The 19,063-nt window shown below is 41.0% G+C and carries 16 protein-coding genes, 1 other RNA gene and 1 pseudogene; 2 read left to right on the top strand and 16 right to left on the bottom strand.

Features of this window, described 5'->3' with window-relative positions:
* Positions 1-30 precede the first annotated feature (30 nt).
* The 8 genes and pseudogenes from NI389_RS15525 to NI389_RS15490 all read right to left on the bottom strand — a co-directional run bounded on the left by NI389_RS15525 (position 31) and on the right by NI389_RS15490 (position 7,785).
* Positions 31-306, bottom strand: a complete 276-nt coding sequence (locus tag NI389_RS15525) for a hypothetical protein (protein ID WP_308360715.1) — start codon at positions 304-306, stop codon at positions 31-33.
* 541 nt (positions 307-847) lie between these two features.
* Positions 848-1,441 (bottom strand): type I-F CRISPR-associated endoribonuclease Cas6/Csy4, encoded by a 594-nt coding sequence (cas6f, locus tag NI389_RS15520; RefSeq protein WP_308360714.1) that lies wholly within the window; start codon positions 1,439-1,441, stop codon positions 848-850.
* Positions 1,438-2,460: a type I-F CRISPR-associated protein Csy3 gene (gene csy3, locus NI389_RS15515; protein ID WP_308360713.1), complete on the bottom strand. Its 1,023-nt coding sequence runs from the start codon at positions 2,458-2,460 to the stop codon at positions 1,438-1,440. Before csy3 ends, cas6f begins: the two co-directional genes overlap by 4 nt.
* Positions 2,460-3,227: pseudogene (locus tag NI389_RS15510) on the bottom strand (type I-F CRISPR-associated protein Csy2); the annotation flags it as partial. The pseudogene NI389_RS15510 and the gene csy3, both read right to left, overlap by 1 nt.
* Before the next feature lie 12 nt (positions 3,228-3,239).
* Positions 3,240-4,511 carry a hypothetical protein gene (locus NI389_RS15505; RefSeq protein ID WP_308360712.1) on the bottom strand — a complete coding sequence of 424 codons (1,272 nt, stop codon included), beginning with the start codon at positions 4,509-4,511 and terminating at the stop codon, positions 3,240-3,242.
* A 3-nt stretch (positions 4,512-4,514) separates the two neighbouring features.
* The gene (locus NI389_RS15500) at positions 4,515-5,693 is read right to left on the bottom strand and encodes a TniQ family protein (protein WP_308360710.1); all 1,179 of its coding nucleotides are present in this window, start codon (positions 5,691-5,693) and stop codon (positions 4,515-4,517) included.
* A gap of 101 nt (positions 5,694-5,794) precedes the next feature.
* A complete protein-coding gene (locus tag NI389_RS15495) occupies positions 5,795-7,390 on the bottom strand; it encodes a DUF4435 domain-containing protein (RefSeq protein ID WP_308360709.1) in 1,596 nt (531 codons plus the stop codon).
* A gap of 95 nt (positions 7,391-7,485) precedes the next feature.
* The gene (locus tag NI389_RS15490; RefSeq protein ID WP_308360708.1) at positions 7,486-7,785 is read right to left on the bottom strand and encodes a helix-turn-helix domain-containing protein; all 300 of its coding nucleotides are present in this window, start codon (positions 7,783-7,785) and stop codon (positions 7,486-7,488) included.
* 324 nt (positions 7,786-8,109) lie between these two features.
* On the opposite strand from NI389_RS15490, the gene NI389_RS15485 reads away from it, so the two are divergent.
* Positions 8,110-9,018: a hypothetical protein gene (locus NI389_RS15485; protein ID WP_308360707.1), complete on the top strand. Its 909-nt coding sequence runs from the start codon at positions 8,110-8,112 to the stop codon at positions 9,016-9,018.
* Between the two features lie 205 nt (positions 9,019-9,223).
* Positions 9,224-10,096, top strand: coding sequence for a bacteriophage abortive infection AbiH family protein (locus NI389_RS15480; RefSeq protein WP_308360706.1), 873 nt, complete (start codon positions 9,224-9,226; stop codon positions 10,094-10,096).
* Between the two features lie 125 nt (positions 10,097-10,221).
* Here the strand turns inward: NI389_RS15480 and NI389_RS15475 are convergent, their stop codons facing one another.
* The 8 genes from NI389_RS15475 to ffs all read right to left on the bottom strand — a co-directional run bounded on the left by NI389_RS15475 (position 10,222) and on the right by ffs (position 19,028).
* Positions 10,222-10,875, bottom strand: a complete 654-nt coding sequence (locus NI389_RS15475; protein ID WP_308360705.1) for a hypothetical protein — start codon at positions 10,873-10,875, stop codon at positions 10,222-10,224.
* The gene (locus NI389_RS15470; protein WP_308360704.1) at positions 10,876-12,639 is read right to left on the bottom strand and encodes a hypothetical protein; all 1,764 of its coding nucleotides are present in this window, start codon (positions 12,637-12,639) and stop codon (positions 10,876-10,878) included. It lies immediately after the preceding gene.
* A 32-nt stretch (positions 12,640-12,671) separates the two neighbouring features.
* The gene (locus NI389_RS15465) at positions 12,672-13,694 is read right to left on the bottom strand and encodes a hypothetical protein (RefSeq protein ID WP_308360702.1); all 1,023 of its coding nucleotides are present in this window, start codon (positions 13,692-13,694) and stop codon (positions 12,672-12,674) included.
* A gap of 14 nt (positions 13,695-13,708) precedes the next feature.
* On the bottom strand, positions 13,709-15,196 hold the full coding sequence (locus NI389_RS15460) for a hypothetical protein (protein ID WP_308360701.1): 1,488 nt from the start codon (positions 15,194-15,196) through the stop codon (positions 13,709-13,711).
* 126 nt (positions 15,197-15,322) lie between these two features.
* The gene (locus NI389_RS15455) at positions 15,323-16,336 is read right to left on the bottom strand and encodes a TniB family NTP-binding protein (protein ID WP_308360700.1); all 1,014 of its coding nucleotides are present in this window, start codon (positions 16,334-16,336) and stop codon (positions 15,323-15,325) included.
* Positions 16,337-16,338: 2 nt separating this feature from the next.
* Complete coding sequence (locus tag NI389_RS15450) at positions 16,339-18,180, bottom strand: Mu transposase C-terminal domain-containing protein (RefSeq protein ID WP_308360699.1); 1,842 nt, start codon at positions 18,178-18,180, stop codon at positions 16,339-16,341.
* Positions 18,170-18,799 carry a TnsA endonuclease N-terminal domain-containing protein gene (locus tag NI389_RS15445; RefSeq protein ID WP_308360698.1) on the bottom strand — a complete coding sequence of 210 codons (630 nt, stop codon included), beginning with the start codon at positions 18,797-18,799 and terminating at the stop codon, positions 18,170-18,172. The genes NI389_RS15450 and NI389_RS15445 overlap by 11 nt, the downstream gene beginning before the upstream one ends.
* A 132-nt stretch (positions 18,800-18,931) precedes the next feature.
* Positions 18,932-19,028, bottom strand: an RNA gene (gene ffs, locus NI389_RS15440) — signal recognition particle sRNA small type.
* Between the last annotated feature and the right edge of the window lie 35 nt (positions 19,029-19,063).

The following is a 19,063-nucleotide window of genomic DNA, read 5'->3' as shown; positions in this document are numbered from 1 at the left end:
CATGTATGACATCTTGTGAGAGTTAAGAACTCAGCGAATTTCTAGATAACCCACAAAAGCTTTTCTTCCAAAAACAAAAGCAAAACCAATAAGGATAATCGGTACCAGATAAAATAAAAAAGAGAAGTATTCAAATAGGTATGTGATTGGACGTTCGCCAGATACAGTGACCAGTTCGTGAGCCCAAGAGATGGCCTTAAATGATGCCAGAACAAGCAAAGCGCTGACTAAAGCACTAAATTGCCAAAAGTCAGACGCTAATTCAAATAGTTGACCTAAAGTGCTTTCAATTAACTTACGCGCCATATTTCCTCCCTTGGAAATGTTTGACAAAGGTACTTAGCTCTAAAAACATATCACCAAATTAATCAATACGATAGATTTTTAATATCGCTTGTTATAACGAAACTATAGTCAGCCAATCTAACCAACAATAAAGACATCAAATATGAAATACATATCAACCTATTTGAATCTATGTAATGAAAAAGCCCCGGTAAATTCCGGGGTTTTTATGTTTGTTGCTGCCTTTTCGGCAGGTTGATGTCATATGATGTGGTTGTATAGTTCCTGGCCTAATTTCAGCTGCCTATGCGGCAAGTCACACTCCCAGTTGGGAATATTGCTTTCCCAAATGATTTCCAGCTACCTATGCGGCAGGTCACGCAAGCTAAGCAGACTAACAAAAGCACATTCGATTTCCAGCTACCTATGCGGCAGGTCACTATTAAAGTTAGACTAAAACTTCATAAATTCCATACCATTAAGTCGAATTTCAGTAAATAACCTTTGTTTTACCATCTACACTTAACTCTTTGATATACGGCACTCCAAGAGCGATCGATATTTAAATGGCTAATACCGGAACGCTGCCTTTATAAACTTCGTTTGTTGCAAAACCATAGCTGTTAAAAGTGCTTTGTATTGAGTCTGTTGGCTCTAACCTTAAGTGCAATACAAAGTCGTTTTGGTTGTTTTTGCTTGCGATGGGTATTTTATGAAATGCGCTAATTTCTGTGTCGGTCGGCACGTACTGCGGAGTATATTCTTCACCTCTGGCTTCGGCTCTGCGTTTTGCGCGTTCCATTCTCCGACGTTTTTCGCCCATGCATAACTTACCTAAGCTTTGGTCGCGGATAATGCGAACTTCTGGGGTATCGACTGGTACTGGCTTTATGGCCGATATTTCAAACAGCTTGTCGTGGGCCATCATTTCAAAATAGTTTTGCTGGCTTAGGTATTTAAGTGCGGCTTTATCTTCACTCACAAAAGCTATCTGATTACCTAAGTCTTTGTCGGTCCATTTTGGGAAGCTTACACCAATGTGATTGCAGCTTTGTTTGTTCATAAAGCCGTGTAATATGCCAATACAGCGGCCTGCTAATAGGGTTACGTCACAATTTTTTGGTAGATAAGTAATGGTAAAATAACTTCGGCTCATTCTTTGGTCCTTTGGAATAACCCGCCTTTGATTAAAACTGCTGCTATGTAGTGAATATGGCTGGCTTGCTCTTGATTCTTTAGGCCGTTTTGATCCATTTCTTTTACGTATAACGCCACTTTTTGTAGCAGTGAATAAAAGTCTAATCGGTTGCTTGGTGCGCGTCTGGCAATTACGTTTTTGTAATCTGCGCCGTATTCGTGAATTCTTAACCGCTTGTTTGCGTCTTCATCGTACCAGTCATCAATCATTTGAATGGCTGCCCCCACTTTTTGAGAGTGAAGGCAGGCTGCGTCTTGACCCGCTACTTGGGTGTAGGCGTAAGTTCTTGCTACGTCATCGTTCTCTGCGAATGATTGGCTAGGGTAAATCTCCTGTCCAAAGTAAGTGTCGAGCTTGGCGGTTACTTCTAAAAAGCAAAAACTATATGGGTCTTCTAGCCCTGTTTGGATCACTTCTGTGAGTGTATGCAACGCGTCTTCAGCCTCGCGCCATTTGCCATCCCAGCGTAAACGGTTTGCTTTGGTAATGCTGATAGGGTCAAACCCTTCGCCAATTATCTCTAATTCCACATTGGGTGATGTTTTGTTTCGCCATAGCCACTCACACATAAGAATGTTTTTGGCGTAGCGCTTTGCCAACTCCCCAAAGCCACCATGTTGTTTGTAGGTGTTCATAAACCGTGTTAGCCAGTAACTTACTTTCGGTTCACCACATACGTTAGGTTCTAGGCTGTTTGCTTCTACTCTGAGTGAAAACCGGCAATAGAGTTGTTGCACGGTGGGCGGCACGTAACAAAGCTCTATGGTGTGTGGATTACCAAAGGCTAGGTCTTGCGGGGCTAGCTCTTTGGGTGTGGCTTCATTTTTGTAGGCTTCGGCGAAACCTGACTTTTGACCACGGATCTTTTGCCGTTCAATTTGTAGTGGTTCAAAATCGCTTTCGGGTGTTTTATAAAAGAACACCGCCTTACCTGGCGAGAGCGAACGGGTGTATGAGAGCTGGCGCGGGAGTTTCATTAGTCGTACTCAAACTTGGCTTTTTTCATAAGCATAGATGCTTTTTTGCAATGCATGGCCCAAAACCCGTGATTAAAAAAGTGCCGAGCACCAGACAATCGAACCGTGACTGCATCTACACATTCAAGCAATCCAATTACAGGCTCAACATAGCAGTGTAACTGGGTGATTGAGCCTTGCCTTGGCTTTGGTTCTTCAAGGGCTAAATAACCCAGTGCAGCTGGCCGCATAGTGGGCCGCAGCGCTAACTGCTCAGCTAGTTCTTCAAAACTGCTCACCTCAACCGAGGTTGGATAAAGCCATGAACCACCTTTAGGCAAAGAGCGAATACGCTCAAATAATGCCAATGGTTTTGCATAAACTTGGCACCAATCAACTTGATCATATAACGAGGGCGGATGAAGCGTACCACCTGCATAGCGCGATGGAAATGCCGCTTTCAGAAGGTTTTCAGACAAGTCGTTAGCAACAGCTTGATTATCAGTTTGCACTCTAAATACCAAATCAAAACATATATCGCACTTGGGTATTTGCATAATTGCCGAACGCAGTGGCACACGCTTTTGACCGTCTTTTTTGAGTTTGTTGGGCTCAGGCAACTGCTTGTTGTTGTGCAATTGAGACGAGCGAACATACGCAGCAACACCAATCACATGTACGCCAACGCCTAACAACTTTTGCAGCTTACGCTGAAATTGATGCCCCAAACCTTCAAGCGCGGTGATTGACGGCATACCCTTTAAGTAAGGATTCGGCATTGCCTCAGCGTTGTAGACGCGTTAATTCTGACAATGCACGTACTGAATATGCTCCGCCTCAAATTCATCATCTTGGTTATTTTGATGCGATAGCACATAACTAAGTTGTGCTTTTAAGATAGGCATTAGTTCTGGGTGATAAGCGTAACGCTTTAAGTATTTAAGCCCACTCATTTGCTTATTTAACTCTTGGCTTAAAACAAGCTCTAACTGCTTGTATTCTTGCGTGGCTAAAAGTTTTACTGGCTCAGAGTCTGAGTCATTTATCGCTTCGTTTTGCGCCAACTTTATGAGCTTTTCTAACCATCCATAAAGTGCTGTTCGTAACGCTTTAGTTGCAGCAATACGTGCCAAACGCTTTTGCCTTAGCGTGTTAAAAGGCTTTGACTTTGACAGCACTAGCAAAGCCTCACTCACTGTTTTGCTATTTAATGCCGACACATTAAAAAGCCGCTGCTCGTTTTGGCTGTAGTAGTCATTAACGGTAGTCGCACTGTAGGTTTTGGCAAAGTATTTAAGCACGTTCACTCTGCCGCCCAGTGCGCTTGGCAGCTCTCCCACATTTGCGGGTCGATTGTGCTCAATAACCCCACGTTTAAGCAAACCGCTGCGCGTTGCCATTTGCAGCGCAGCTAAAACGGCATGGCTCACAACGGGCGATACGCTCAAATAGTCATGTTCAATTGGAATAAGTAACTGAGGGGTGTAATTACTAATTTGCTCAGGCAGTTCTTGATTAGGGAGCTGCGCCACTATTTGCTCACACACAGCAATCACATCCTTTTTTAGCAATCCTAGCGCTCTAAACTGCGCTACCCAAAAGCCCTCTTGCTTTGCAAGCAGCTGTGCCAAACACACATATTCACCACACCAAACAAAGCCTGTTAAAAACAACTTAGCATGATTGATTTTAGCGCTATCGTGCGACCAGCCAAATTGCATTGGGTAACTGGCGCTGCTGACTACCCTAAGCCCATCATCAACCACTTGCGCCAATAGCCTTTGGTGGCTGACTCGAATATCGGGGTATTTAAAATTATGGGTGTGATACCACTTCACTTCATCAATACAGGTTTTAAGGTGTTGCTCATCGCGTAGCGCAGCTTTGGCACTACTCACACACGCTAAATCTTTGATGTCTTTTCGCTTGTAGGTGAGGTTAATTAAAATCACCAATGCTTGAGGCTCACTCCCTGTAATATCAACATGTTCAGAGTATGGGGCAAATGCCGCTCGTAGCGTTTGGGTAAGCTCTTTGCTTGAGGTATTTTGCAGTAGTGTGTGCAGTTCCATTGATCACCATGGTGGTACGAATTGTTGTTGGTTATTAGGCATGTTCGGTGCAAAAGACTGCTGTAGGTCTATAACCTGCCTGAGGTAAAACACGTTATCGCTCGGCTTTAAAAATGTATTCTTTTTAGGTGGTTGAGCAGCGGCTAAAAAGCCCTCTTCGTACAACCTAAACACTTGCTCGGTACTTGTGCCAAGAATGACTGCGGCATCAAGCATAGAAAGTAGTAGATCACCCAAGTTTGGGTGCTTTTTCTTTGGGTTTTGCTCAACGAGCTTGGTTAAAAATGTAATGATGGCCAACTGCACCGTGTTATAGCCTTGCGAGCCAGCGGCGGCCAGTTTGCTGTCTTTAAGTAAGCTGCCGAATACATCATTTAATGGTGTGTGGTTAAACGGCCTAAGCTGTTTTACTTTAGCAAGTTCAGCGGTGTTACTTAGTTCATCCTCAAATCCACTGGGCCAGTTAGAAAAGTAGCTTACAAACAGCTCGCTAAACTCATCGTCATGATAGCTGATAGCTCGCCACTGACTAAACCAAGCCAGAAGCCCGACAAGTTTTGCAACGGCGTTACTTGCAAGGGTATTTGCCAATTTCAAGTCCGCGTGACTTGCCTTTGGGCCTTGCTTGATTGCAGCGCCACACTCACAATCTAAAAACGCCTCAGACGCTCTGTAATCAATTTCAGCATCACATTGCCCACATATTCTAGTTAACTGCTGATTATGCTTATGACAGGCTTTATAGACTCTTAAATGCCAAAGGTAAGTTATGTGCACATCTTGCTTTAAACATTCGGTGCAAACAGGAATGCCAGACTTACGAAGCAACTGACGAGGCACCAATAACCCACCACGAGAAACCGCCGTGATAGCACCAAACTGCGTATTACTGCGAAGCCAGCACATATTAAGCAACTTAGACGCCTCAACTCCTGCTAACTGCGCAACCAACCGCAGCGCTCGAACCCGAAAATTACTTGATTGTGATGCCTTATACACATCAACCGATTGCAACTCGTTTGGAAAAGCTCCCTCCAGCTCATGATCTTGCGTTACCAGCCAATCCCACAAAATATCGGCCATATCAGCAAAACCAAGGTAGCCATTGTCTTGTGACAAACGAAGCAAATAGCTTTCAATGGTTTCATCTGGATAAGGAGTTGTTTGAGAAAGGAATTGCATTTAAAACCTAAACTAAGGAAAACTTAGTTTAGGTTTAGACTGTGTTAAATGTACAGTCAAATAATCTTTCCTAACATATAACGTAAAATATAGGCATGTTCTTATAGTTCAGGAGTATAGCGACTTAACTCTTTTATGATTTCGCTCCGTCGTGAACTATGAATATAACGCAAGATTAGTTCCGGATACTTACCTTTGTCTAAGTCTAAAAAACGAGAAACTCTTGAACTTAGGCTCTTTCTGTTAAAGGATCTTAGTACACCTTCGTAATCTCCATTTTCAATATAATCCGAAAATTCTTTGTAATACCTTTGGTAAATCGATTGAATATCAATAGACTCAGTCACCGTTTTGAAGTGATTTGATAAGCCTTCTACGCCAACGGCATTGTCATTGAATAGGTTTAATTTAAACTTGATATCAAATGAAGACTTTTTTGAAGCTTGGGCTTCTAGTTCCTTTTGAAACTCTTTAAATATAAAGGCTTTAACATTTTCAAAAGCAAGTGTCGGATCAAGCTCTAGGCTCTCAGCGACAAGCTTTATCAGCCCTTCTGTACAATATAAATTTTCCACCTCAGCCACATTAATAGCCTCAATACCACTCGCTTTTAATGATGCTAGCTCTTCATCTGTTCGATAATCTCTATCAATCAACCCCCTAGCATCTAAATGATGAAAAGAGGGGTTAGATCTTAAAGCTCTCGTTGATTCAATAACTTTTACACAACTTCCCCTGGGAATTACTAGATAATTGGAATAGATAGCTTGATAGATCTTATGGTCATTTTTATTTCTTTCTCCCTCAACAAAAAGGACTGGTTTCCTACTACCAATTATCTCAAGAACAATTTCTTCACTTAGTTGTTCGGTTTGAGGGACTTTCTCCCAATCCCAAGAATTGCCATCAAAAGAGCGGAGCCAGATCTTAGCACTTGTATTTCTATGGGCTGCAAAATCTAAATCATGAGTTAAGTAAACAAAACAACAATCTTCTCTCAAAGCTTCAATTTTATTCCAAAGGCTGTTTTGTAATGATCTATGTATATGAATCTCAGGCTCATCAATAATAACTATTGAATTACTTGGAGCTAGTAAACACTGGCCCAATAGGTAAAAAGTAATTCTTTCCCCATCACTTAGCTCTGAAGCAGAGTATTCCTCACCTTGCTCAGTCGATGCGATAAATTTATTACCAACCAAATCGATCTTACGCTGAGTAAAGAGCTCTTGCCATATTTCCTTCAGCACATCTAATGATGAAGCAGGCAATTTAACTTTTCTTTTTGATATTTTTACTTGGGCAACATACTCCCTATTTCTTTTATCCTCCTCTGCATATAAAAGACTTAAAACTGAATCAAAGTCCCAGGCCATACCAGTTACAGGTTCATCTCCCCAGCGACCATATTTTGGGTCCTTTTTAGCTTTTCGTTTGTTGGACGAGTTCCCAAACAATAAGTACCTTTCCGCTTCTTCGTAGTCTTGAGGCCAGACTTCCGAGTCCATTTGAGCAACTCGCTGAGCTGAAACACGATGTACGAATTGCTCTTCCACTTGATTGTATTCCATCCAATGTCCAAGACGGCTTTTTCCAGCTCCATTTGCCCCGACTATAACCATTGAACGCACATCTGTAACTTCTGTAATTGTCTGAGAGTTACCACTTTTAGGGAGTAATACTGAACATGATTTCATAGTATTTAGAATATCCTTTTTTATTAAAATCAAAACAACCCGTCATTTTTTAATCAGCTTCTTCTTTGAAGACATACGCCGTATTCGATACATTGCTAGCGTTTTTTTAGAGATGCCAGTAACACTTCTTGCTCTTTGGAGCTAAGTGTACCTAGAATTTTAATTAGCTCTGCAAGCTGAGGTTCTTCACAATAAAAATAAGCCACAGGCACACCCAACTCATCAGCGATTCGCTTCATGGTTGTATAGTCTGGTGCATGTTTACCTTTTTCGTACTGGTTCATTCTTGCACTGGCCGTGTTGGGCTCCATACCTAATGCAATGCCTAGCTGCTGTTGCGTATAGCCAGCGGCTTTGCGGGCTTCTTTTAGGCGTAAGGGCGTTGGTGATTCCATGATTACCTTAGCTACTAACTTCAATAGCTAAGATTCTCTTAGTATAGCGCCCTCATTGGTACTAAGGAATACTTAGTTAAGTAAGGCGTAATTTTTAAGTATATTTTTAAATCAACTGTAATAAAGAGCGCAAGGAATGAAGAATTGCTCATTTTTGCACGCAACAAACTAGGTAAACTAGTCTCAATTAATGACGTTCCCAATGGCAAGTTATGTCAATGCACATGTCCTGGCTGTGATGATGAACTCGTAGCAAGAAACAGAGGAAAGATAAAAGCTCACTCCTTTGCGCACACCTCAAAACCTGAGAAAAGCTCTTGCTTAATGACTGCGCTACATAGGTTCGCACAAGAATATTTAGCCGCTCAAGAGCAAATATTACTTCCTTCCGTTAAATGTAAGCACATGGGTAAAACCAAAGTACGACCCCAAAAACTCGTCAAAATATTACAAGGTTCGGTAGAGTCTTCCTTGGATAAATACAAAATGGATGTTGAATTGGAAACATCTGTGGGAAAAATATTCATCGAAGTTAAAGTCACTGCTCCCTGTAGCGATGAGAAAGTAAACTTTATAAAAAGCAACAAAGTACCAACGCTAGAAGTCGACCTATCTCAATTCATTGAGCAGCCCTTGGAAGCTGTTATTGATGCGCTTCGTAACTTAGAGCCTTACTCAAATTGGATTTATAGTTGGTGTGATGATGCGCTAAAAAATGAGATAAAAATAGAAGTCGAAGCTGAACGACTCGCTGCCCAACGAGCATTAGAGCTAGAAGTAGAGCGCAAGAAAAAAATAACCAAGCGAGCAATTGATAACCTAACTAGGAATAGCGCTATCGGTTTACCCGCAAAAGAGTTCCCATTTACGACATTTATCGGGGCCAGAGAGTATAAATTACAAGCGAAAGTACTCAATGCTGCTTCTTGGAACTTCAACAACTTCAATGTAATGATCGACACAGAGGACTATATATTAGTGACTTGCCAAATGCTGAGCAAAAAAGGAAAGGAAGGTAATAAGCTCTATATACTATTTCCATTTAATGATGATGCATTACGTAATTTTAAGCCCGTACCCAACTCTGCGGTACTTTGCAGGTTGTTTAGAAAAGGAAGCTACCCTTATAAGTGGTTATCATTTCCAGAGCCTAGCCCTCATAAGCTGCAACAGGCTCAACTAAAAGCAAAACAGCTAAAACGTGAATCACTCGAGTATTTTGAGAGTTATTAGTGAATTGTGAAAAGAATATCTCGAAAACAACCAAGCACTCAGCTAGTTCATTCCCTCCCCCTTTTGTGTTAAAAAATTTGGATTACTCATTTATTAACGCATTATTGATCCAATAGCCAAAAGCGATTAATTTCTTGAACATAAAAAACCCTTGACTATCTTCACTTGCATAAGGTAATCATAGATAAAAATAAGAGGGAATTTCGTGGACTCAAATCATTTATTTATTATAGGTAATGGCTTTGACTTGTGGCATGACATGCCTACAAATTACAAAGATTTTTATCAAAAATACCGTGAATATCTAGATCAAATCGAGCACTACTTCCCAAATGGATTACGAGAAGAAGAACTTTGGAGTGACTTTGAAAATGTTTTAGGTAAATTTGACGAGTCTATTTTGATTGATGAAAATGACTTTATGGATTTCTCTGGCGATGATTTTCCAACACAGCAAATGTATGGACTTGAAGACGCTGTAGATAATTTCAGTAGTGATGTTATCCAAAATATAACTAGAAGTTTTACTGCATGGATCAAAGGTATAAATTTAGAAAGTTCAAAGCGGCAAATGACTTTCCCTGATACAGCTCACTTCATTAACTTCAACTACACCTCTACACTACAACAGTTATACAAAATTCCTATGGAGAACGTTTATCATATTCACGGCAATGTAGAACAGGCAAAGCCTTTGATTTTTGGTCACACTGAAGCTGTGATCAATGCTACGGCTGAAAAAGATTCTTATTATACGGTAGCAATTAATAATGGTCGGAGAGTACTAGAAGCTCTTCAAAAGCCCGTAACTAAAATTATAAGAGATAGGCTTAATCCTTTATTAGAAAGTAGCAAGCATATATCAGTGATTACCGTAATTGGCCATTCACTCAATAAAATAGATGTTCCATATTTTTCGCGTATCGTTAATCAATTTCCTAATGCTCTCTGGCAGTGTTACTCATACAACCTAAACGAAGCCATTGCTCACAAAGCTATACTCGAGCAAATTGGCATTCCAAAAAATAACTTAAGTATCGGAACCTATAAGCAGCTCGTTCAAAAATATCCGTTGTAGAGGGCTATTGTGAAACAGAGAGTTTGCTATGTGGCAAGCAAGTGACTTGCCTTTGTCACGCTTTGAGTAATATTCAAAAATGAGTTGACTCAACATCTCCATAAATCAATTCAGTTTAGTTGTTCTCATTGTTTAGATTTCCAAAAATCTAAGCGATTTTGAAAGGCTTCTTTTGCTTGGTGTATTTCGGAAGAACCGCGTACAACTGGATACTCCACCTTATTAGCAAGAGGTCTAGAGACTTTAAGACCATACGCTGACTCACTAAAAGAGATTAAATCATAACAATCAAACAGCTTCATTAAATCATCAACTTCACTCGCTCCCAAAAAAACCTCTTCTTCTCGAGCCTTTTCCATAACAATAAACCATGCAGCTGCGCTAGCATTTAAAGCAGCCTCAAATGATGCTAATTTCCCGTGATGTTTTGTTGCGTTGTTTTCATCTCGTCCTTCTATTTTCAACTTGTCATTTGTAACTAATGAAAAAGGCATTAGCACTTCCAATACAGGCCAATATGTAAACCGAACCTTAATCTCTTCCCATTTCCACTCTTGAGAACTGCCCCATCTCGTTATTTCAGGCCAAAATTCTCTGCTACAAAATGCGGCCTCGTGGAGATTTGCAGCTTCATTAAGAATAGAGGTAAAAGCCAAGCTAGTAGTTTGCCTATTTTCTTCTAAACTGGGATGTACATGAAAAAATTCGTTTTCCAAGCGCTTCAATAGGTAATTAAGCCTTCTAATTAAAATATGAACAGCTCTTTCCTTATTATTCATTTAAACCTCTTTAATTCGTTTGGCACTACTACTAACTTTCCCTCTCTGATTCAGATCTATTACAATCACCTCTATAGCATTAACTGTTGGATATTCTTTGGATATTAAAGTCCAATAATTCATCAGCGCATCACGTAATTCATCAAGAGAAACACTTTGGTTATCTATTTGCCAAGTCTTATTTGTCTTGGCTGAAACCAAGAGGAATACACCACAAGATGCTCCATTGGCCCTGAGGTAATCACCAACTAATTGGTTTCTTAATCGCTCACACAACTGGTTTCCCGACCAGCTTTTGTCTAATAATTTTAGTTCAATAGGTACTGGCGCATTAACATAGTTGCTGTTCAGCCAAATATCCATTCTTTGATCATTTGCTAATTCAGGTTCTTGAGCCGTTGTGTATTGATCTCGACAATTTTGATTAAGCCAACCGGTTACTAAGTTGCGCATCTCATTTTCTTGCTCAGCCTTTTGCCAAGTTCTCCATGGACTATCGTTTCCTTGCTCTAGCCAAGTTTTCATGTTCTTCAGTTTCAAAACTCCCAGCTCAAACAGCTGCTTATGGGTTCTTGGAGTGACTAACTGATAGGTAGCATACTGGCAAACTTGCTCACAACTCCATGGCTCTAAATCAGCATCGGCTTCAGCTCGTTTATATGCTTGCTTTTTCATCCAGTGACGGTAATTAGGTTCTGGATGTTCTTGTTCTAGCTCTTTCATCGCGTCATAAGCAGCTTTGTCTGGTAACTCAGTTAGTAGTGAAAAAAGACGGTTTCTTGCATCTTGTGCATCGTCTCGAAGCCCTGGTGTATAGGCCCCGCCTGTAGATCTTTTAATATCATCTTCAGCTCGAATAAACCTATACGCTAAAATATAAAGTTGTTTTAAGTATTGAGGGGTAATGTATGTTTCCATGCCGCCAATCCCCCCGCGACCACTTCTATCGCCGACCAAATAAGTTACAAAAGTTTCAGCGGTAATTTTAGCTTTCTCATCAGACAACTCTTCTAACCACGCTTCAAGCGCAGGTATTGCTTGCTCGGCTTCCCAGTCGACCCACATGGCGTACCAACGAGCCTGAATTTCCGTGGGAGTTCCTCTGCTTAGCTCACGTTTCGCTAATGCGACCAGAGCTTCTCTAGGGTATTTCCCACCAACCATGATCTGAACACAATACTCTGGAAACTTAATGATTTTTCCTGGGTTGTTATATAGCCAGTCAAATATCGCGGGAGCAATAGCTTCATGTACCCATGGAGCTTGGTGCAGTATATTACTTAATATGTAGTGCACTTTGTCATCTTTAGAGGCATATTCAAGCTCCCAGATGACTTCTTTTGCCATCGCCTCAGTCGTTTCTAATGGATAAACTTTGAATAGTTCTTCAAGCCAACTAGGGAAGCCATTGAGTTCTTTACCTAAAAACCTCAATGCTTGATTTAATTCGGTACCTGAAAGGTTATGAGGGAATGCCGATGACTCGCGCGATTCGATTTCAAGGCCACCAAGGGCAACATTAAGAGCATAAGAGTGACTATTTATATACGACTTGTGCTCTGACTGTAGAGGCACATTGAAACTGCGCCATAGCTTTTGTGCAATTGCTCGGTACTCCATTGCTACTTTTTCACCAAACTCCGGTATAAGCTTTTGCCAATCAGCTCCACCTGCACTTGTCGTAATTAGCCCTTCTTGAACAATTTCAGAGTAAAGCCATACAATGTTATTGGATATTTTACCATTGTTAAGAAGCGATTCCACCACGAGTTGATTTGGTGCACTACGTAGCCTCTCTATCCACTCTTGCCGTTGCTGCTGTTCTTTTTTTCCACAACTTCTTGCCTTTTTCTGCTGGCATAAAGTCGCCTTTGAGTGTCACTAATTTCAGTTAGTGTTGGACCAAGCCTTACTTGCATTAACCCTTGCAAGGAAGAGTTAGTCTGAGCTGCTACTTTTAAATCGTCTAACATCTTTTTTGGTTTATTAGTCCACCAATAAAGATCAATCACTGTACTTAACGCAGCTAACTGCTCTTCCTCGCACTCTAAATTAGAAATACTTTTCAATAGCCTTGTATATGAGTTTTCGTCAATCACCCAAAAGCTATTGTGACTAGCAACACCCCAGAGTTCTGCTCCTCCATTTCCAACTTTCTCATAAGAGGTTCGAGCTTGATACAATGTCTCCCAATATAGCGCGTCATTTAATTCGGGCCACTCAGGTATTAGTTCCCCAAGACTATCCTCGTAATCATTATAGCCACTATGTCCCCAAGAAGATTTCACTTGAGCAATTGAGATGAGTACAGACAGAGCTCGTTGAGAAAACACGGACTCACACTTCGATTCAATCATTTTTTCCAACATCAACGCGGCATAACTAATCAACCAAGCATGATTTGCTGAAACCTTGCAATATTCATCGTTTATGAATGGTTTACACCTAAACAGCCTATCCAAGCCATCTATTAGCTTATTTAGCACCTCAACATTATTATTAATTGTAACTTTACATATAAAGTCATCCATTGCATTGCGCAAAGAGTAGAAGTCACTTTTTCTTTTATCACAATCAATTACTTCAAGGGACTTTAGTAGGTGTTCAACATTGTGTACATTAGGGCAGGCCTCTTCCAACAGTTCAGCTAATAGACGTTGCTCAATAGCATGAGCTGAGCAATTTAATTTAGCCCATAATTCTGCACTATAGTTGGGTTCAGCCAATGTTGCGATTGCCCTCACTCCAGCTACTCTGGCATATATATCTCTGCCAGCATCCAGAGCAATTTTCTCAAACAACACTACGGCATCAACCATTTTTCCTTGCCATACTAAACGCCCAAGAAAAAAATGGCCTCATCGTTATCAAAATACTCTTTTATTAATTCGACCGTTTTAGGTGTTAAATCTTCTCTAGCAATTCTTGCTATAGCAGTATTGTCTCTAGCGCCACGGTCATCTTTATTTGTGGCAATTTCAAGCACAATCTTCTCTAGTAACCGTTCTCGTGTCGGTAGTGGCAATATGGCTGGATCACCGCCTTCAACAGCTATTTCCGGTGCAATGCTTATTGCCTGCTGATAGAAAATATCATCAAATAGAATCAACCAGCTTAAAACTGAGCGAAGCCTTGGTGTAATTATTTTTTCGCCATATTGCTCCTTGAAAAAAAGCGCGGCAATTGAGCTTCTATCAGCTCCAGATTGCAGCAAAGAGTCAAACCACTCTGCTGCTAATAACTCTCTGATTTCTCTGTGACGGAATCTAACCGTATCGTAAATAATATCATTGAAGATACCCAGTTCTAGTAATGCTCGAATATCTTTTGGAGCCCAATCACTTAATACTTCACAGGCTTGTATTCCTTTCAGTTTTGATATTGAATCTGGAATAACAATGCCTGCGGTATCAGTTAATATAACTGCAGCCGCTAGCTTACGGGCCCCATTTAAGGCTTGTTCCAAAACCAAGTGCTGGCTGTCGGCTCTATCAACAGAGTGTTGTTCGGTCAGTTTTGATTTAATATTGTGCTTTAACAGCTCTATTCGACTACCAAGAACGCCTGCCTCTCGCCATTTATCAATGATGTTTTCCAGATCAAAAGGGCGCTCTGCTAAGGTCCACAAATTTAACCGTTCTATTTCTTCTAGAAGGGAGTCAACACTCTGTGCATCACGCGCTTCACAGTAACTTTTTATTCTGTCACTATCAAGCGGCTTTAACATCATCACGGTTAACGCACTAAGATCATTCTCTGTCTCGTCGCCATCATGGACTGAAGGCTCTTTCGTATTCTGGCACTGAGGTAGATATAATTTATCATCTACAATGCTTCTATCTTCTTTTGGCCTCCACGCATAAGGTCGACTCGAAATAAATATATGCGCTCGGTGTTTAGCGTTTGAGATGCATGTGGCGAATCTATTAATAGCTTTTTTGAAAGCATTTGGGTTTGTTAACCTAGCTTCATCGACTGAGTCTAAAAAAAACCAAGCTTCGCCACTACCATCTAACCAATCTCTAAACTCCTGCTGAGAACCTATTTCAAACGCATCCTCAAAGTCGCTATCAATGTCTTCGATACGAATAAAAAACGATGTAACACCTCGTTTCATCAAATTGGAAGCCTGTTGCCTAAACTCTTCTGTTTTGCCTGCTCCCGCCTCTGCAAGTATGACGCAACGGTATTCTTTTAGTACATCGCTCCAACCTTTTTCCTTTGAACTACCAAGAAAAGAACCCCACTCATCTTGGTATTCCCTTTCCTGACTTTCAGGTATCAAAGCAAAAGCTCTGTTTAAGTTTATGTAGTTTTCCATAAGCTCCTTGCTGCTTTGATATGTGCGAAATACAAACTAACTCATGAGTTCAAAGCTGTTGATTTTTAATGTTAGCTTATTTACATAAGCTAAAGTCAAACCTTTGCGTTTTGGCGTCTGTACGACTCACTTCTTCAACAACTGCACCAGTGACACCTTCTTACAAAACTGGGTATCAATAAATGGGTCTTCATCTTGAGGCCCATCGGGTTTAAAAGTGGAATACTGTTCCACCTCACAGCCTTGAATTTTATTAACATTCATCTCAAATACATTGTCGAGTTCTGGCCGCCATGCCTTAAACGCAGAACTTAAACATTGCTTATTTAGTGTTACAGCATCGCTTATTAGCGCTTCAGTAAGTGCTGAGTCTAAGAAGTTTTTCAGCTTTCTAAGGCAGCCATTTGAAATGGCAAAAAGTGACAATGCGATATCCAAATCCTCAAAACGAGGCTTGTCTGAAAATGGCAATCGATTTGCAAACCCTTTAAGCACACGAATAAAAAGTTGAAGATCTTCTTTTTTTGAGATTTTAAAATAAGGAATAAAGCGGCGAATAAAAATGCGTGATGACCACTGAGGCTCATCGGCTATTTGGTCTATCCAAGGCATACCGACTAATACAATGGAGATCCCCGCTTTTTCATTGATGTATTTAAACTGATTGGCAATGTCTCGGCGCTTTTTACCTAAGTTGTTTTCAACAAGTTCTTGAAACTCGTCAATAATAATTAACTCTGTACCCGAGCGCTTTAATTGCTCAACTAAACTTTCAGCCAGCGCTATCTCATTGCCATGTTTAAGTCGTTTGCTAGATTTAGCTCCAAACTGTCCTAGGTCGTGCAGCAACTGCTTTAAAGTAGATTCAATTGATGGGTTACTCGGTATTCGGCTCAGCAATACGGGGACTTTACGCCGGCCATCAGCAAAGTGCGGTGGGTTGTTATCGTAATAATGTTGAATCAGTGCCGATTTGCCACACCCAGTATCACCACTTAACATCATGCACGGCTTTTCACCTGCAAGATCATGGTGCAAACGCAGTTTGTCGAAATCATTTATGATGGTCTTTGGTATGGTGTATTCAATAAACACCGCTTTAAATTGATTGAGTTTTGCCTTTTTAGCCTCGGTCAGCATAACTAAAACGCCTCAAGATCTGAGACAAAATCATCCCAGTTATCGTCGTCTTTTTTAGGCTTAGTGTCAGCGGGGCTTGGTTCAGCTTGCTTTGCCTCTGGTATTGTCGCAATGGATTTAACTTGAGTATTATCTACGCCCTGCGCCCTAGCAATTGCTTTGGTGCCAGTGACTTTGCTTTTTGACCCTACGTTTTTAAGCTGCCGCGCTTCTTCTTTCACTCGCTCATCAATAAATTGCCGCGCCTTGGCAAGCCCCAATAGATCTACTTTGCCTTGAATATAGTCTCTGTGAAACTTAAGGTGTATTTTATGCCTGATCAGCGACAAACCCATTGTATAGCCCTCTGAATCAATGCTTGGCACTTTTATATAGTGCTCTAGCGCATCTAGGAAGACGTATACATACGACAGGTCATCTGGGTTTATTTTAACCTTAACCTTTATGCTCTTTTTGGGACTGTATCGCTTGCGATATAAAGAGAGCTCGTCACTGTCATAGTTAATATGTAGGTTTTTAATACCCCCTTTGCGCAATGTTTTCTCTTTCGCCATGCACATAACAACATCAAGCTTGTCTGTATCTTGCTGTGTAAGCTTAGCAGGAGGCAGTAGAGCAAACCCTTTGTTCCAGTCTTTATAGGGGATATATCTAAATCTCGCATCAGCGGATTGATGATGAACATCTACAATCCATTTATGAAACAGCATGGTAAAGGTGCCAAAACGCAATATGGCATCTTTTTTCGGGTTATAATCATGCCTCGCGAGCATGTTTGAGAATGTTTTACCGGGAAATGGCGAAAGCATCATTTCGTTAATGGTTTTAAAAAACTGCTCAACGAAGGGCTTCAGCCAAGGTTTGCCAACGGGGTTATAGCTAATATTTATCCCAACCTCTTCACACGCAAGCTCTAATGACTGACACCAAAATTCGGCACCATTATCAACCACTAAAGTTTCTATCTTCCCACAACACGGCCATTCATTTACGACTTCTGGATAGGTACTTTTAAGATAGCTTTTTGGCTTCATCGCATGACTTATCGCTCTGCGCACAGCATCGTAACCAGGACTCTGAAAACCAAGGTAAAAGCCAACAACGCAGTGGCTATAAACATCAATGAGCAAGGTTAGGGTTGGTCTTCCCAGTGGCACATCAAGCTCATCGTCCAATAGAATGAGATCCAATGGTGTATGGTCTATTTCAACACGCTCAAGCACTCTCGTGGGCCTTTTATGACTCATCACTTTGTTGTATTCAATGTCGGCTAAGCGTTTACCATAGCGTTCAAGCATCACCTCATATTGAGGTAGGTTATCAATGCGGTTTTTAAACGCTTTATAAGTGAGTGGTTTTAGTGGCTCACCTAACACTTTGTCATTTTCTAAAACGATTTGGTCGCAATAAAAACGGTGTGCTGATGCTACATTCGGGATCTCTTTAGTCAGATAACGTGTAAGAGCAAGTTCAAAAAATTTGTCCGTATCGGTGCGGGCTTGGCGGTTGCCCTTACGATGATGCTTTGGGATCAAAGCATGAATGTCTTCTTCGGCTTTAATATAGTCCGCGTGCCACCCAGCAACCGTACGCCACTTTGGCTTTTCTTGCCCTTGAAACTCAGGCATTTCAACGAGTAATGGTGCTAAGTTTTTTTGTGTCCAACCACCGATTAAACGCTGTTTAAGCCATTTGACGCATTTAAGTCGAGCGAGTGTGGCATCCTGCACTTCCTTGGGCAGTGACTCTAAATCACGAGGTTGAAGGTTAGGCTCTTCCGCTTTAGCGGTTTCAGCTAACTTTTGCGGTGCTTCCTCAAAGTTAAACTCGTCTTCAAACTCCATCAGTCCAAATCACCGATTCTAAGGTAAGTTCTGTGTTTAAGTCTGAATTAACATTGCCTAAAGACAATAAACGATATACCGAGGCAAACACCTCACCGATGGAGGCTTTTAGGGTCACTACCAAATCTTGAATAGTGAGTTTTCGCCATTGGTTAAGTAGCTGAATGATGGAAAGCTGAAGGTCTGTTAAAGACTGAAGACCAGAGTAACGATGAAGCAACTTTAAGTTGTCTAAAGTTGGATAAACACGAATTTGTTTGTCAGTGACTAATATCAGCTCAATGCCCATTTGTTCTTTGGCAACTAACTGTTTTTGCGCAAAGCGTGCTCTAAATTCAGGGTTTGATATTTTACTAAAGGGTTTAACTTCAATAAGTTTTTGCGGCTTTTTATGGTGCGTTATCAAAAAATCAGGAGTGTACCCGCAAACCTTGCCATTGAATTCATATCCAAATACTAACGGTTGAGCCTCAAAGGCTTTTATTTCACGAGAGTATTCAAAGTGAAAGCACGCATCGAACTCTAAGGATGATTCAACTAAGCAAGTAGTTTTGTTCTTTTGACTTGCGAACTTGTAAAGGTTTTTGACTCTGGAGCGACTTATTTTATGCCTGATCATAACCATCACCGAATATGTGAGACGATTTAAAAGTAGGCTATGCAGGGTTATATTTCAATTTTTATGCGGGGTTTTACTACAAATTTGCAGACTTACACTTCAAACAACACATTTTGCAGATTTGGGTGGCAGTCTTACCAGCCACATCCCGGCACACAAGTCATACGCTGTGGCTGCTTCGTTCCCGACCTGACCAGGTTCACGTACTATTGTTGCGAGAGGACCAATAAGACTACCACAGAGAGCCGTCTTAGGCGCGGGATG

It is taken from the genome of Pseudoalteromonas xiamenensis, from assembly GCF_030994125.1.
GTDB classification, from domain to species: domain Bacteria; phylum Pseudomonadota; class Gammaproteobacteria; order Enterobacterales; family Alteromonadaceae; genus Pseudoalteromonas; species Pseudoalteromonas xiamenensis_B.
The sequence above is the reverse complement of the archived record's forward strand: the minus strand, read 5'-3'. Positions and strand labels throughout refer to the sequence as shown.

Excerpts from the sequence above, each read along its gene's own strand:
- NI389_RS15525 (WP_308360715.1), bottom strand. The coding sequence starts at position 306 with ATGGCGCGTAAGTTAATTGAAAGCACTTTAGGTCAACTATTTGAATTA.
- cas6f (WP_308360714.1), bottom strand. The coding sequence starts at position 1,441 with ATGAGCCGAAGTTATTTTACCATTACTTATCTACCAAAAAATTGTGAC.
- csy3 (WP_308360713.1), bottom strand. The coding sequence starts at position 2,460 with ATGAAACTCCCGCGCCAGCTCTCATACACCCGTTCGCTCTCGCCAGGT.
- NI389_RS15505 (WP_308360712.1), bottom strand. The coding sequence starts at position 4,511 with ATGGAACTGCACACACTACTGCAAAATACCTCAAGCAAAGAGCTTACC.
- NI389_RS15500 (WP_308360710.1), bottom strand. The coding sequence starts at position 5,693 with ATGCAATTCCTTTCTCAAACAACTCCTTATCCAGATGAAACCATTGAA.
- NI389_RS15495 (WP_308360709.1), bottom strand. The coding sequence starts at position 7,390 with ATGAAATCATGTTCAGTATTACTCCCTAAAAGTGGTAACTCTCAGACA.
- NI389_RS15490 (WP_308360708.1), bottom strand. The coding sequence starts at position 7,785 with ATGGAATCACCAACGCCCTTACGCCTAAAAGAAGCCCGCAAAGCCGCT.
- NI389_RS15485 (WP_308360707.1), top strand. The coding sequence starts at position 8,110 with ATGACTGCGCTACATAGGTTCGCACAAGAATATTTAGCCGCTCAAGAG.
- NI389_RS15475 (WP_308360705.1), bottom strand. The coding sequence starts at position 10,875 with ATGAATAATAAGGAAAGAGCTGTTCATATTTTAATTAGAAGGCTTAAT.
- NI389_RS15465 (WP_308360702.1), bottom strand. The coding sequence starts at position 13,694 with ATGGTTGATGCCGTAGTGTTGTTTGAGAAAATTGCTCTGGATGCTGGC.
- NI389_RS15460 (WP_308360701.1), bottom strand. The coding sequence starts at position 15,196 with ATGGAAAACTACATAAACTTAAACAGAGCTTTTGCTTTGATACCTGAA.
- NI389_RS15455 (WP_308360700.1), bottom strand. The coding sequence starts at position 16,336 with ATGCTGACCGAGGCTAAAAAGGCAAAACTCAATCAATTTAAAGCGGTG.
- NI389_RS15450 (WP_308360699.1), bottom strand. The coding sequence starts at position 18,180 with ATGGAGTTTGAAGACGAGTTTAACTTTGAGGAAGCACCGCAAAAGTTA.
- NI389_RS15445 (WP_308360698.1), bottom strand. The coding sequence starts at position 18,799 with ATGATCAGGCATAAAATAAGTCGCTCCAGAGTCAAAAACCTTTACAAG.